Source organism: Burkholderia sp. Tr-862 (assembly GCF_011753085.1).
Classification (GTDB): Bacteria; Pseudomonadota; Gammaproteobacteria; order Burkholderiales; family Burkholderiaceae; genus Burkholderia; species Burkholderia ambifaria.
The window spans coordinates 18013-30945 of record NZ_VWWG01000082.1; the positions used below are offsets into that span (position 1 = coordinate 18013).

Here is a 12933-nt window from a genome sequence, read left to right on the forward strand (position 1 = left end):
TGCTCCTTGACTGGGAAACACGACGTCGGGGAGCCTGAACATGAATACCGTCGAAGTCCTCAGCCGCACGGAAACGATCGATCAACCGGACGTGATCGATGGCGCCGCGCTGATCCGCCGGCTCGTCTCCGAGCACCGCCCGCCCGCCGCCCGTGAAGCCGCGTGCGTCGACAGCCCGCCGCTGACGCTGTATGGCGCATTTCGCCAGGGCATCACCGATCACGCGGCGCGGCGCGCGAATCCGTATCGCGCCGGCAGCCGTTTCTGGGCGCTGTGGGAAGAAGGCCGTATCGAAGCTGAAACGTCGGGTCGCTGACGCGATCAGGCGCGCCGGCCCTGTCGCGACAAGGGGCTGACGCGCAACCCGACGTGCGCTGGCCACCGGCTCGCACGCCGGCATGCGTTTCAGCGCTGCAACATCGCGCGCGGCCGCTCCGGTTGCGCATGTCGCGCCTTCGCGTGCGGGCCGGTTGACGGTGCCCTGCATCGCCTGCACCGCGCCCGCCGCGCGACGGTCGTTTCCCGATAAGATGGCAGACTCCCGTTCTTCGAACGATGTCGCCATGACCGCCTCCTCTTCCTCACACCGAAATCCCATCCACTGCGAAATCGATCTCGATGCGCAAGGCAAGCATGCGGGCTACCTGCGCCTGCCGCATTCCGTGCATCGCTCCGCGTACGGCTGGCTGCCGATCCCGATCGCGTCGATCCGCAACGGCGACGGCCCGGTCGCGCTCGTGATGGCCGGCAATCACGGCGACGAATACGAAGGCCAGATCATCGTGTCGCAGCTGATGCGCGAGATCGAACCGGAGATGGTCAGCGGACAGCTGATCCTGCTGCCGATGGCGAATTTCCCCGCGGCCGACGCGGGCCTGCGCGTGTCGCCGCTCGACGAGGGCAACCTGAACCGCAGCTTCCCCGGCGACCCCACCGGCACGCCGACGCAGATGATCGCCCACTACATCGAGCATGCGCTGCTGTCGCGCGCGCAGTATCTGGTCGACCTGCATTCGGGCGGCAGCTCCTTGCTGTACCAGGGCGGCAACATGCTCGCGATCGACCCGCTCGACGATGACGAGGCGGAGAAGCTCAACGGGCTGCTCGTCGCGTTCGGGTTGCCGAACGCGCTGCTGCACGCGCCGAACCCGGTGCATTCGGCATCGGCCGCGCGCCGGCAGGGCGCGATCTCGATCGTCACCGAACTCGGCGGTGCGGGGATGGCCGATCCGTCGCTGATCCGGCTCGGCCGCCATGGGCTGCTGCACTACCTCGGCCATATCGGCCTGCTGCGCGGCGCGCTCGTGCCCGACGCGCCGCCGACCGTCACGCGCTTCCTGCGCGTCGACGGCGATCGCCACTTCGTCTATGCGTACGAGCGCGGGCTGTATGAACCGCTCGTCGAACTCGGCGACCAGGTGAAGGCCGGACAGCCGGCCGCGTGGGTGCACTTCCCCGATACGCCGCTGCGCGAACCGGTGCTGCATCGCTTCAAGGGCGACGGCGAAGTGGTGTGCAAGCGCGTGCCGGCGCAGGTGCAGCGTGGCGATTGCCTGTTTCAGCTGGCGGAGGCGTCGACGCCGCCGCGTGTCATCGCGTGAGCGCGACTGGCGCAACCCGCCCCCGCGAAGGATATCGACAACGCGTCACAACCGTCGTACGCCGGCGCCAGTGCATATGCGGACCGTCAGCCGGGTGACTCATTTCCCTGCGCAGCACCGCATTGATGGCAATGCGGGAAGAAGAAGAAATTCCGGCCGCCGCATTCGCATACATTGAAAAGCCGCAATCCGCAATGTACGCAGAACGTGGAATCGTCGCCGCCGAGATTCCATTGTTTGTCGCATGACGGGCAGCGCTTTTTTTCGAGTGACCGAACGGCTTTTTCGTATCCGATCGTGCGCGCGCGTGCACCCTGATCCTGCTGCAATTCGAGCCGTTTGCGTTCGGCATAGCGCTGAAATGCCTTCATCATGTAAAGGCCGGCGAATACCGTGAGTGCAATGCCGACCAGAACCCGGACATAGCCGCCGAAATTCGGCAGGTACGGAACCAGTTCAATGAAAAACGCGCTCAGTGCAAACAGGCCGAAACCATACACGAAAGGCCAGTAGCGCACCTTGCGGTAGCGGATGAACAGCCAGATCGCAGCCAGCAGTATCGGTAACGTCAGCGCCAGCCGAAGCCCGAATACTTGCATCTCGTAGTGCCGTGTTGCCTCGTCGAAGCGCCGTTCGGCTGCTGCGTCCGCTTCGGCGATTTGCGTGTTCAATTGAGTCTGCTGCGCGCTCAGTGCCCGTTGCTGGTCGCCGATCGCATCGATCTGATGCTGCCAGTTGACCACCACGGCCTGGAGCGTATCAAGCTTGTGCGTTCTGGCCAGAATGTCCGGGTTCCTCGCGCTGTCTCCTGTCACCGAGCGGGTTGCCAGCCAGTTGCGGAAACTTTCCTTCTCGGCCGCGTACTCCTTCGCGGCGCGGCCGCGCGCCACTTCCATTGTGTCGGCCTTCTCGACAAGCGCGTCGTGCTGCGCCTGCAAACGGCGCCGCGCCGCGTCCAGCCGCGCCTTTGCCTGAGTATCAGCGAATTGCTCGATGACGGGCGGACCGCCGCTCGGCGCGAACGCCATGTCGCGGATCACAAGACTGCCGAGCATGTTCAGAAAGACCGCGAAGATGATCGCAATTACCCATGACGCGAGTCGCAGGAGCCGTGCTGGACTGGTCAGGCCGTCGCCGGAATTCATCATTATTTTTTTGCCCTCTGTTGGAATGGCATTCATTGTCGCCAATCTCGATACAACCATCAATCGGCTCTTTCTCGTCGATTTCAGCCCGGCGCCGCTCCGATGCTGCATGTCGACCTTGAACGGGCCGCCCGTTCGCCCAACAGCGGCCATTCGCGCAACGGCCCTGCGTGTCACTCCAGTTTCGGCGTTGTTGCATTAATCGGGCGTAGTGACGAGGTAAGGCCGATGGTCATGATTTCAGGCAATACGAACGGATTGCGGACGTGCGAGGTCCGCCATGCGGTTCAGCACGCCCACGCGGATGGCAAACCTGGATTGATAAAAAGGTTGCCGGACCGGCTGTTGTGCGTAAACGTCAGCCGGCCGCTTGCTCGCCCGATTTATGCGACAACGCCATCCTGTCGTGTAATCGCATGTAATTGATTCAGCGATGTGACGGGCCTAATGTTTATCCCAGGCAGAAGCCCATCCTCAAACCTTGCCAATAAAGCGCCGACGATTTTTCGTCGATTATATGCAGATACATCAAGGGTCTTGTGGCAAGGATGATTTCCGTGTGAGGCTGCTGTCGGGAAGGAAGCATTCATTTATCGACTCATCCAATTACCCCTCAGAGGAAAAAATGGCAAAAATTTATTACACGGCGGATACCAGCTGGGTCATCGGCGTCACCGATCGCGTCACAGGCAACAGGGTGGTGCTCGTTCCCGCCACTACGGACCACCTGTATACCGAGTGGGACTTCCAAGCGGATGGCGGAATCACGCTGCACAGCGACCCCACGCTCGCCATCGACTGCGGAACGGTATCCGACGAGCGATACCTTGTCCTGAACACCTACGTGAAAAACCACGCGTCGGCCTCTCAGCAATGGCAATTCGACCCGCAATCGGACGACACGCAATCGGGCTACATCGAAAACGTGACCAATTCGCAACTTGTCTTCGACCTCCAGTGGAGAACGGTCGCGAAGGGCACGCCCATCTGGACATTCTCGGCAAACGCATCGGATGCGGAGATCTGGAGCCCGGTTCCGGTCCCCCAGGATTCTTTCATCAAGAAATGACCTGACCCAGGCTTCGATGGTGCGCCGATTGACTGATTCGGCGCACCATCGTCACTGCCTGTGGGCACGACGCACCGAATCGCAGGCGGCCGAGGTACGCCCGTTGAATGCAACAACGCCCCAGTTTTTGGATGTGGAACACGTTCCTGAGGGTGGCGATCAGTTTCCCAACATCGTTTTTTCATCGTCGTGGAAAACCACACTCATGCCAAGCGCGCTTGGTGAAATCAGATTTTCCAGAGGGTTGTCGATGAAGATGCTCTCTTCGAGTCTTATTCCGACACATCGTAAAGCATGTTCAAAAACCAATACCCCGTGGTAATAAAAGAATGGCCTTTATCACGTCTGGATTCCTTCTCGGAAAGAGAAACTTACTTCACGGTTTTCTTGAGGTAGGCCAAAGCAAGTCGCGCACATCCGCGAGATTGCCGGCGATCTTCGCGATGTTGTCGAACGATCGAAATTGGCCGGGAACCGTCACCGTCATATAGAATGACGCGCTTTGCCCGTACCCCTATGTGGTTCAAGAATCTTCAGCTTCACCGTCTTCCGGCACCTTGGGCCGTGACCCCCGACCAGATGGAAAAATGGCTGGCGCCTTACGCGTTTCAGCCGGGCAGCAGCGTCGAAATGCAGAGCGTCGGATGGGCTTCGCCGCGTGACGACGGCGCGCTTGTGTATTCGATCAACCGGCAGATGCTGCTGCTGTTTCGTGCCGAAAAGAAGCTGCTCCCGGCATCGGTCGTCAATCAAGTAACCAAAGCGCGTGCGCTTGAAGTCGAGGAGCAGCAGGGTTTCAAGGTCGGCCGGAAACAACTGCGCGAACTCAAGGAGCAGGTTACCGACGAACTGCTGCCGCGCGCGTTCAGCATTCGTCGCGATACCCGCGTGTGGATCGATACGGCGAACGGCTGGCTCGTCATCGATGCGGCTGCACAGGCACTTGCCGACGACGTTCGCAGCCTGCTCGTCAAATCGATCGACTCGCTGCCGCTCGCCGGTGTTCATGTGGCCCGTTCGCCGGTGGCAGCAATGACGGACTGGCTGCTGTCCGGCGAGGCGCCGGGCGGCTTCACCGTGGACCAGGACGCCGAGTTGCGCTCGAGCGACCAAGGTGGCGCCACGGTGCGATACGTCGGCCACGCGCTGGAAGCGAACGACATGCGCCGGCACATCGAAGCCGGCAAACAATGCATGCGCCTGGCGATGACCTGGGAGGACCGAATCTCGTTCGTGCTGACACCGTCGCTGACGATCAAGCGTGTCACGCCGCTCGACGTGATCAAGGAGGCGGCGGATCCCACTGCGCAAAATGACGATGAACGCTTCGATTCGGATGTCACGCTGATGACGGGGGAATTGGGGCGGATGCTGACCAATCTTGTCGATATCCTGGGTGGCGATCAGCACGACTCGATTCTTCAGGCGGCAGCCTGACGCCGTCGTCGTCGCGGACCATCGCCCCGCGACGGCGGGGCGTCGCGCTGACGCCCGTTCGCCCCACCCCACTCCGCCTGCAAGCCTTCTTACACCACCCGCGAAATCCTTATCGCAATTGCTTCGTTCGCCTTTGCCAGCCGCGCCGCTAACGTGTTCCAAACGGCGGCGGCACGCCGGATGTCTCGCAGGACACCGAGCGGCCGCCGTCATCACGACAACCGCGTCGCGATAACGGAACCGACCGGACGGGCCGTGTGCCCCGCCCCCGCCAGGAATGTCCGCATCGCGCGCCCTTCGCGATGCCCATGGCCACGAACGACCGCATCATCGACACGACACCGCTCGATGTCCGCGCCCAGCCGCTGATCGACGCGCTGATCGACGAATACGCGACGCGCTACGACGCGTACCGCCCCGACAGCCGCGCGTCCGCCCGCGACGAACTCGCGCGCTACCCTGCCGAGCAGTTCGCGCCGCCCGAAGGCGCGTTCGTGCTGCTGCTGCGCGACGGCGAAACGATCGGCGGCGGCGCGTTCAAGCGCTACGACGCGCAGACGGCCGAACTCAAGCGCATCTGGACCCGCGCGGACCTGCGCCGCCAGGGACTCGCACGCGTGATCGTCGACGCCCTTGAGCAGCGCGCCGCGCAGCAGGGCTATCGACGCGTGTACCTGACCACCGGCTTTCGCCAGCCCGAAGCGTGGGCGCTGTACGACCGCACCGGCTATACGCGCCTGTTCGATTCGTCGATCGACCCCGAAGCGTATTTCCACCTGCGCTTCGGCAAGGATCTCGCCGATCCGTCGCGCACGTCGACGCTCGCCGATCTGTGGGCGCCGCTCCCCGAACCGGTGCTGCCGCGCTGAACCGCCGCTTCATCCGACTCCGTCTCCCACGACACACAACGACACGACAACGACAGGACGCATCCATGCCACGAGCCGTACCCTTCACGCCGCGCGCGCTACGCACGCTGGCCGCCGCACTGATCGGCGTGACCGCGATCGCCGCGGCCGCCGCGACCTTCGATCTGAGCCCCGAGCAGCGCGGCCGCCCGCGCGGCACCGCCGATGCGGCCGTCGAACGTGCGGTACCCGCGTCGTTCAAGTTCGCCGAAGCCGGCACGCTGACGATCGGCGTCGCGCCGAGCCTGCCGCCGATCAGTTCGTATGCGACCGACGCGCGCACGGTGATCGGCTTCGACGCGGACGTCGGCCAGCTCGTGTCCGACAGCCTCGGCCGCAAGCTGAAGATCGTCCCGCTCGCGTGGGCCGACTGGCCGCTCGCGCTCGAATCGGGGAAGGTCGACGCGGTGATCTCGAACGTCACTGTCACCGAGGAGCGCAAGCAGAAGTTCGATTTCTCGACCTACCGCAAGGACCAGGTCGGCTTCTACGTGCGTAACGACAGCAGGTTCCAGTCGATCCGCGAGCCGAAGGACGTCGCGGGGCTGCGCATCGTGACCGACGCCGGCACCAACCAGGAAAAGATCCTGCTCGCGTGGGACCGCGAGAACATCGCGCACGGCCTGAAGCCCGTGCAGGTCCAGTACTACGACGACCAGGCGATGCGGATCGTCGCCGTGCAGTCGGGCCGCGCGGATGCCGTGTTCAGCGTGAACTCGGTGCTCGCGTACCAGAGCGCGCAGCAAGGCAAGACGCGGCTCGTCGGCGCGATCAGCGGCGGCTGGCCGCGCACGGCCGACATCGCGATCGCGACGCGCCGCGGCAGCGGGCTCGCCGATCCGCTGACGGTCGCGCTGAACGGGCTGATCAAGAACGGCCGCTACCAGCAGATCCTCGACCGCTGGAACCTCGCATCGGAAGCGATCGACCAGTCGCGCACCAATCCGCCGGGCCTGCCGAAGATCTGAGCGCCGCCCTCCACGCCTTGCGCAGGAATGCCGAACACCATGTCTTATTCGCTTTCATTGCTGGACAAGAGCCCGATCGCCGACGGCACGACCGCCGCCGACGCGCTGCGCTTCACGACGACCCTCGCGCAGCGCGCGGAACAGCTCGGCTACGAGCGCTTCTGGGTGGCCGAGCATCACGGCGCACCGGGCTTCGCGAGTTCCGCGCCCGAGATCGTGGTCGCGCATCTGCTTGCGCACACGTCGCGCATTCGCGTCGGCTCGGGCGGCGTGATGCTGCAGCACTACAGCCCGTTCAAGGTCGCCGAGTCGTTCAGGCTGCTCGCCGCGCTCGGGCCGGGCCGCGTCGATCTCGGCATCGGCAAGGCGCCCGGCGGGCTGCCGCTCACCACGCGCGCGCTGCAGTGGTTTCACGACAAGGCGAACAAGCCCGACTTCGCGGGCCAGCTCGCGGCGCTCGACGCGTTCCTCGGCTGGGGCGTCGCCGAAGATCATCCGCTGGCCGGTGCGGTCGCACTGCCGGTGCCGCCGCACGCGCCCGAGCGCATCCTGCTCGGCGGCTCGCCCGACAGCGGCGCGCTCGCCGCGCGCCACGGCTGGCGCTTCTGCTACGCGGGACACTTCAACGGCGACGACGCGAACCTCGAGCGCTCGCTGGCTGCGTATCGCGACGCGGGCGGCACGCGCGCGCTCGTCGCGCTGTACGCGGTCGCAGCGCCGACCCGCGACGCGGCCGAGCAGCTGATCGGGCCGCTGAAGATCTTCCGGCTGCAGTTCGCCGGCGGCCAGAGCTTCAACCTGGCGAGCGCGCAGGCCGCGGCGGAATTCGCGCGGCAAAGCGGCGCGTCCGACTACCGGATCGACGAGCTGCGCCCGACCGTGCTGGCCGATACGCCCGAGCGCGTGCACCGCGCGCTCGACGCGCTGAGCCGGCGGCTCGACGTCGACGCGTTCGTGATCGACTCGCCGGTGACCGATTACGCGGCGCGGCTCGCGTCGGCCGAATGGCTCGGCGGCGCGCAGTCGATCACGCCCGTGCGGGCGGCCCTTTCGGCCGAACGTTCCCTTTACCCCGACCAGAACGCGTGACGCCCCCATGACGACCCGACGATCGATTCCCTTCGGCCTGATGCTGCAAGGCGCAGGCAGCCACATGAACGCCTGGCGGCACCCGAGCAATCCGCCGGACGCGAGCATCAACCTCGACTTCGCGATCGGCATCGCGCGCAAGGCGGAAGCCGCCGGCATCGCGTTCGCGTTCGTCGCGGACGGCCTCTACATCAACGAGAAGTCGATCCCGCACTTCCTGAACCGCTTCGAGCCGCTGACCGTGCTGTCGGCGCTCGCGGTCGCGACGCGCAAGATCGGGCTCGCGGGCACGATCTCGACGTCGTACAGCGAGCCGTTCACGGTCGCGCGCCAGCTCGCGTCGCTCGACGCGATCAGCGGCGGGCGCGCGGGCTGGAACGTCGTGACGACGCCGCTCGAAGGCACCGCGAAGAATTTCGGCAAGGCGCATCCCGAGCACGCATTGCGCTACGAGATCGCCGACGAATACCTCGAGGTCGTGCAAGGGCTGTGGGACAGCTGGGACGACGACGCGTTCGTGCGCGATCGCGCGACCGGGCGCTTCTTCGATCGCGACAAGCTCCACACGCTCGACCATCACGGCCGCTTCTTCCAGGTCGCGGGCCCGCTGAACATCCAGCGCTCGCCGCAGGGGCAGCCGGTGATCTTCCAGGCCGGCTCGTCCGACACGGGCATCGGGCTCGCGGGCAAGTATGCGGATGCCGTGTTCACGCATTCGCCGTCGCTCGACGAAACGGCCGCGTTCACGCGGCGCGTGAAGCACAGCGCGGTCGAGCACGGACGGCAGCCCGGCGACGTGAAGATCTTCCCCGGCGTCGGCCCGATCGTCGGCCGCACGGCCGCCGAGGCGGAAGACAAATACCAGGCGATCCGCGACCTGCTGACGATCGACGAGGCGCTCGCCTATCTCGGCCGCTATTTCGATCACCACGATTTCACGCAGTACGCGCTCGACGCGCCGTTCCCCGAACTCGGCGACATCGGTCGCAACAGCTTCCGCTCGACCACCGACCGGATCAAGGCCGACGCGAAGCGCAAGCACCTCACGCTGCGCGAGACGGCGCTCGCCGTCGCGACGCCGCGCCCGAACTTCATCGGCACGGCCGAGCATGTCGCCGACGAGCTGATCCGCTGGCACGACGCCGGCGCCGGCGACGGCTTCATCCTCGGCTTCGCGGTGCAGGCGCAGGGCGTCGACGACTTCGTCGACCTCGTGATTCCGGTGCTCGAGGCGCGCGGCCGCTACAGCCGCGACCTGCCGGGCAGCACGCTGCGCGACCACCTCGGCCTGCCGCGCAAGGCAAGCCGCCATGCGACACCCGGCGCAGCGCAAAAACAGGACGACGCGGCCGAAGCGCACGCGTGACGCCGACGCGCCGCCACGCGCGGCGCGTCCGACCGACCCGATCGAGGACCTTCACCGACATGAGCGACACGACCCATCTCGGCGGCGCACTGCCGCCGCTTCCTTCGTCCCGCGTCCGCGACGCCGGCACGCGCCTGCGCATCGTGCCGGCCCGCCACCGCTCGCGCACGGCCGGCACCGTGCTCGCGCTCGTGCTGATCGCGCTCGCGCTGCATTCGATCCTCGGCAACCCGCAATGGGGCTGGCCGGTATTCGCCGAATGGTTTCTGTCGCCGCCGGTGCTGTCCGGGCTCGCGCGCACACTCGTGCTGACGCTGCTCGGCGCGGTATTCGGCTTCGCGCTCGGCGCATTCGTCGCGCTGGCGCGGCTGTCGCGTTCGCGTCTGCTCGCCGCGAGCGCGTGGACCTTCGTGTGGCTGTTCCGGTCGATTCCGCTGATCGTGCTGCTGCTGATCCTCAACAATCTCGGCTACCTGTACGAACACGTGCGGCTCGGCGTGCCGTTCACCGACATCGTGTGGTTCGACACGCCGACCACCGACCTGATCAGCCCGTTCCTCGCGGCCGTGCTCGGCCTCACGCTGAACCACGCGGCGTTTTCCGCCGAGGTGATCCGCGGCGGCATTCTCGCGGTCGACCAGGGGCAGCTCGAAGCCGCCGCGGCGCTCGGCCTGCCGCGCGGCCGTCAGACCACGCGGATCGTGCTGCCGCAGGCGATGCGCGCCATCCTGCCGACCGCGTTCAACGATCTCATCTCGCTCGCGAAAGGCACGTCGATGGTGTACGTGCTCGCGATGCCCGAGCTGTTCTATACGGTCCAGGTGATCTATCGCCGCAATCTCGAAGTGATTCCGCTGCTGATGGTCGCGACCGTCTGGTACCTGATCATCCTGACCGTGCTGTCGGCGATCCAGGTTCAGGTCGAGCGCCACTACGCGCGCGGGGCGTTGCGCAACCCGCCGCCGTCGGCACTGACGTTCGTGCTGGCGCGCGTCGGTGCGCTGTGGCGGCGTGCCGCGGCACGCCACGCAACAGCCACCGCAACGGCCCGCGGCGACGCCGCGGCAGCGCCGCTGCCGAGCGTCGGCGGCGAAGTCGCCGTGCACAACGTATCGAAACAGTTCGGCATGCAGCGCGTGCTCGACAACGTGTCGTTCGTCGCGCCGCGCGGCAGCGTGACGGCGATCATCGGGCCGTCCGGGTCGGGCAAATCGACGCTGCTGCGCACGATCAACCATCTCGAACGCGTCGACGACGGCTTCATCGACATCGACGGCGAGCTGATCGGCTATCGGCGCGACGGCGACGTACTGCACGAGCTGAAGGAGCGCGACGTGCTGAAGCGGCGCACGGCGGTCGGCATGGTGTTCCAGAACTTCAACCTGTTTCCGCACTTGACCGTGCTCGAGAACCTGGTGGAGGCGCCCGTCGCCGTCGCGGGCGTCACGCGTGAGGCCGCCGAGCGCACCGCGCGTACGCTGCTCGCCCGTGTCGGCCTCGCGGATAAAGCCGATGCCTACCCGCGCCAGCTGTCCGGCGGCCAGCAGCAGCGCGTCGCGATCGCGCGGGCGCTCGCATTGCGTCCGAAGGTGCTGCTGTTCGACGAGCCGACGTCGGCGCTCGATCCCGAACTGGTCAACGAAGTGCTCGACGTGATCAAGGAACTCGCTCGCTCGGGCACCACGCTCGTGATCGTCACGCACGAGATCGGCTTCGCGCGCGAAGTCGCGGACAACGTGCTGTTCATGGAGCGCGGCCGCGTCGTCGAGTCGGGGCCGCCCGCCGTCGTGCTCGACGCGCCGGCCCATCCGCGCACGCGCGCGTTCCTGTCGCGGGTGCTGTGATGCACGCCGCTTCCCATCTCCGAGGCGACCGACGATGATCGACCGACGCCAGTTCATGACAGCCGCGCTTGCGGCCGCAACCAGCCTGCGCTGGCATGCAGCCGAGGCGGCCGATGCAGCCACTGCGACGGCGGACCTCGATCCGCGCCAGAGCGGCCGGATCCGTGCGTCGCGCGACGACACGGCGATTCGCGCGGCAAGCCACTACCGCTGGGTGCGCGACGGGGCCTTCACGGTGGCGATCTCGCCGCACGCGCCGCCGGTGTCGACCTACGCGACCGACGCGCGCACCGTGGTGGGCGCGGACCCCGACTATGCCCAGCTCGTCGCGGACGCGCTGGGCCGCACGCTGCGGCTGGTGCCGATCGCATGGGCCGACTGGCCGCTCGGGCTCACGTCCGGCAAGTACGATGCGGTGATCTCGAACGTCGGCGTGACCGAGCAACGCAAGGAGAAGTACGACTTCACGACCTACCGGCTCGGGCTGCATGGCTTCTACGTGCGCAACGCGAGCCCGATCGCGCGGATCGCCGAACCGAAGGACATCGCGGGATTGCGCATCATCACGGGCGCGGGGACGAGCCAGGAGCGCATCCTGCTCGAATGGAGCCGGCGCAATGTCGCGCTAGGGTCGAAGGCGACCGAGCTGCTCTATTTCGACGACGACGCGGCGGCACGCGTCGCGCTGCTGTCGGGCCGCGCGGATGCCGAGCTGAACCCGAACGCGTCGCTCGCGTACGAGGCCGCGCGCGACGGCAAGATCCGCCGGGTCGGCGTCGTCAACGCGGGCTGGCCGGCGAATGCCGATGTCGCGATCGCGACGCGTCGCGGCAGCGGGCTCGCGTCGGCCCTGACGCTCGCGACGAACACACTGATCGACAACGGCCGCTACGGGCAGGCGCTCGCGCGCTGGGGGTTGCAGAGCGAGGCGCTCGCGCGTGCGCAGACGAATCCGCCGGGGTTGCCGTCGTTCTGACTCGACGGGCCGATGCACCGGTGCACGAAATGAAATCGCCCCGGCAGTCCGCGATCGACATGCCGGGGCGAGACGAAAAATCGGCCGTCGTCGCCTAGGCCGTCACCGCCGCATCCTCCCGGTCGAGCTCCGCGATATGCGCATGAATCGCCGGAATCAGATCGCGCCCGTAGGCCAGCGCATCGTCGAGCGGATCGAAACCGCGTATCAGGAACGTCGACACGCCGAGCCGGTAATACGCACCGAGCGCACGCGCGACCTGCTCGGGCGTGCCAACGAGCGCAGTCGAATTCCAGCGTGCGCCGGTCAGGTTCGCGACGCCCATCCACAACCGCTCGTCGAGCACGTCGCCCTGCGCGGCCGCGGCCATCAGCCGCTGCGAACCGGCATTCTGCGGCGCGTGGCCGTCGATCGGCTGGCCGTGCGCGAGCCGTGCCGCGCGCACGCGCGCGCGGATCGCCTCGGCCTTCTCCCACGCGGCGGCTTCGGTGTCCGCGACGATCGGCCGGAACGACACGCTGATGCGCGGC

Annotated in this window: 12 protein-coding genes; 10 read left to right on the forward strand and 2 right to left on the reverse strand. The window is 66.5% G+C overall.

Annotated features, from left to right (window positions below):
* Nucleotides 1-40 precede the first annotated feature (40 nt).
* Nucleotides 41-316: a hypothetical protein gene (locus F3J14_RS21035; protein ID WP_166724667.1), complete on the forward strand. Its 276-nt coding sequence runs from the start codon at nucleotides 41-43 to the stop codon at nucleotides 314-316.
* A gap of 247 nt (nucleotides 317-563) precedes the next feature.
* Nucleotides 564-1601 (forward strand): succinylglutamate desuccinylase/aspartoacylase family protein, encoded by a 1038-nt coding sequence (locus F3J14_RS21040; RefSeq protein WP_166724668.1) that lies wholly within the window; start codon nucleotides 564-566, stop codon nucleotides 1599-1601.
* Between the two features lie 86 nt (nucleotides 1602-1687).
* On the opposite strand, the gene F3J14_RS21045 is transcribed toward F3J14_RS21040, so the two are convergent.
* Entirely contained in the window at nucleotides 1688-2749 is a 1062-nt protein-coding gene (locus F3J14_RS21045; RefSeq protein WP_166724678.1) for a hypothetical protein, read from the reverse strand.
* Between the two features lie 556 nt (nucleotides 2750-3305).
* On the opposite strand from F3J14_RS21045, the gene F3J14_RS21050 reads away from it, so the two are divergent.
* The 8 genes from F3J14_RS21050 to F3J14_RS21085 all read left to right on the forward strand — a co-directional run bounded on the left by F3J14_RS21050 (nucleotide 3306) and on the right by F3J14_RS21085 (nucleotide 12403).
* The gene (locus F3J14_RS21050; RefSeq protein WP_166724669.1) at nucleotides 3306-3815 is read left to right on the forward strand and encodes a hypothetical protein; all 510 of its coding nucleotides are present in this window, start codon (nucleotides 3306-3308) and stop codon (nucleotides 3813-3815) included.
* A gap of 516 nt (nucleotides 3816-4331) precedes the next feature.
* On the forward strand, nucleotides 4332-5252 hold the full coding sequence (locus F3J14_RS21055) for a recombination-associated protein RdgC (protein WP_166724670.1): 921 nt from the start codon (nucleotides 4332-4334) through the stop codon (nucleotides 5250-5252).
* A 308-nt stretch (nucleotides 5253-5560) separates the two neighbouring features.
* Nucleotides 5561-6121 (forward strand): GNAT family N-acetyltransferase, encoded by a 561-nt coding sequence (locus tag F3J14_RS21060; RefSeq protein ID WP_006754410.1) that lies wholly within the window; start codon nucleotides 5561-5563, stop codon nucleotides 6119-6121.
* A gap of 65 nt (nucleotides 6122-6186) precedes the next feature.
* Nucleotides 6187-7128 (forward strand): ABC transporter substrate-binding protein, encoded by a 942-nt coding sequence (locus F3J14_RS21065; protein ID WP_166724671.1) that lies wholly within the window; start codon nucleotides 6187-6189, stop codon nucleotides 7126-7128.
* 39 nt (nucleotides 7129-7167) lie between these two features.
* Entirely contained in the window at nucleotides 7168-8217 is a 1050-nt protein-coding gene (locus F3J14_RS21070; protein WP_166724672.1) for an LLM class flavin-dependent oxidoreductase, read from the forward strand.
* A gap of 7 nt (nucleotides 8218-8224) precedes the next feature.
* Nucleotides 8225-9583 (forward strand): LLM class flavin-dependent oxidoreductase, encoded by a 1359-nt coding sequence (locus F3J14_RS21075; RefSeq protein ID WP_166724673.1) that lies wholly within the window; start codon nucleotides 8225-8227, stop codon nucleotides 9581-9583.
* Nucleotides 9584-9642: 59 nt separating this feature from the next.
* Entirely contained in the window at nucleotides 9643-11427 is a 1785-nt protein-coding gene (locus tag F3J14_RS36100; protein ID WP_166724674.1) for an amino acid ABC transporter permease/ATP-binding protein, read from the forward strand.
* 34 nt (nucleotides 11428-11461) lie between these two features.
* Nucleotides 11462-12403, forward strand: a complete 942-nt coding sequence (locus F3J14_RS21085) for an ABC transporter substrate-binding protein (RefSeq protein ID WP_166724675.1) — start codon at nucleotides 11462-11464, stop codon at nucleotides 12401-12403.
* 94 nt (nucleotides 12404-12497) lie between these two features.
* Here F3J14_RS21085 and F3J14_RS21090 read toward each other — a convergent pair.
* Nucleotides 12498-12933 (reverse strand): LLM class flavin-dependent oxidoreductase (locus tag F3J14_RS21090; RefSeq protein WP_166724676.1); only part of this gene is annotated, 436 nt, incomplete at its 5' end.

Excerpts from the sequence above, each read along its gene's own strand:
- F3J14_RS21085 (WP_166724675.1), top strand. The coding sequence starts at position 11,462 with ATGATCGACCGACGCCAGTTCATGACAGCCGCGCTTGCGGCCGCAACC.
- F3J14_RS36100 (WP_166724674.1), top strand. The coding sequence starts at position 9,643 with ATGAGCGACACGACCCATCTCGGCGGCGCACTGCCGCCGCTTCCTTCG.
- F3J14_RS21040 (WP_166724668.1), top strand. The coding sequence starts at position 564 with ATGACCGCCTCCTCTTCCTCACACCGAAATCCCATCCACTGCGAAATC.
- F3J14_RS21070 (WP_166724672.1), top strand. The coding sequence starts at position 7,168 with ATGTCTTATTCGCTTTCATTGCTGGACAAGAGCCCGATCGCCGACGGC.
- F3J14_RS21065 (WP_166724671.1), top strand. The coding sequence starts at position 6,187 with ATGCCACGAGCCGTACCCTTCACGCCGCGCGCGCTACGCACGCTGGCC.
- F3J14_RS21035 (WP_166724667.1), top strand. The coding sequence starts at position 41 with ATGAATACCGTCGAAGTCCTCAGCCGCACGGAAACGATCGATCAACCG.
- F3J14_RS21045 (WP_166724678.1), bottom strand. The coding sequence starts at position 2,749 with ATGATGAATTCCGGCGACGGCCTGACCAGTCCAGCACGGCTCCTGCGA.
- F3J14_RS21075 (WP_166724673.1), top strand. The coding sequence starts at position 8,225 with ATGACGACCCGACGATCGATTCCCTTCGGCCTGATGCTGCAAGGCGCA.
- F3J14_RS21060 (WP_006754410.1), top strand. The coding sequence starts at position 5,561 with ATGGCCACGAACGACCGCATCATCGACACGACACCGCTCGATGTCCGC.
- F3J14_RS21055 (WP_166724670.1), top strand. The coding sequence starts at position 4,332 with ATGTGGTTCAAGAATCTTCAGCTTCACCGTCTTCCGGCACCTTGGGCC.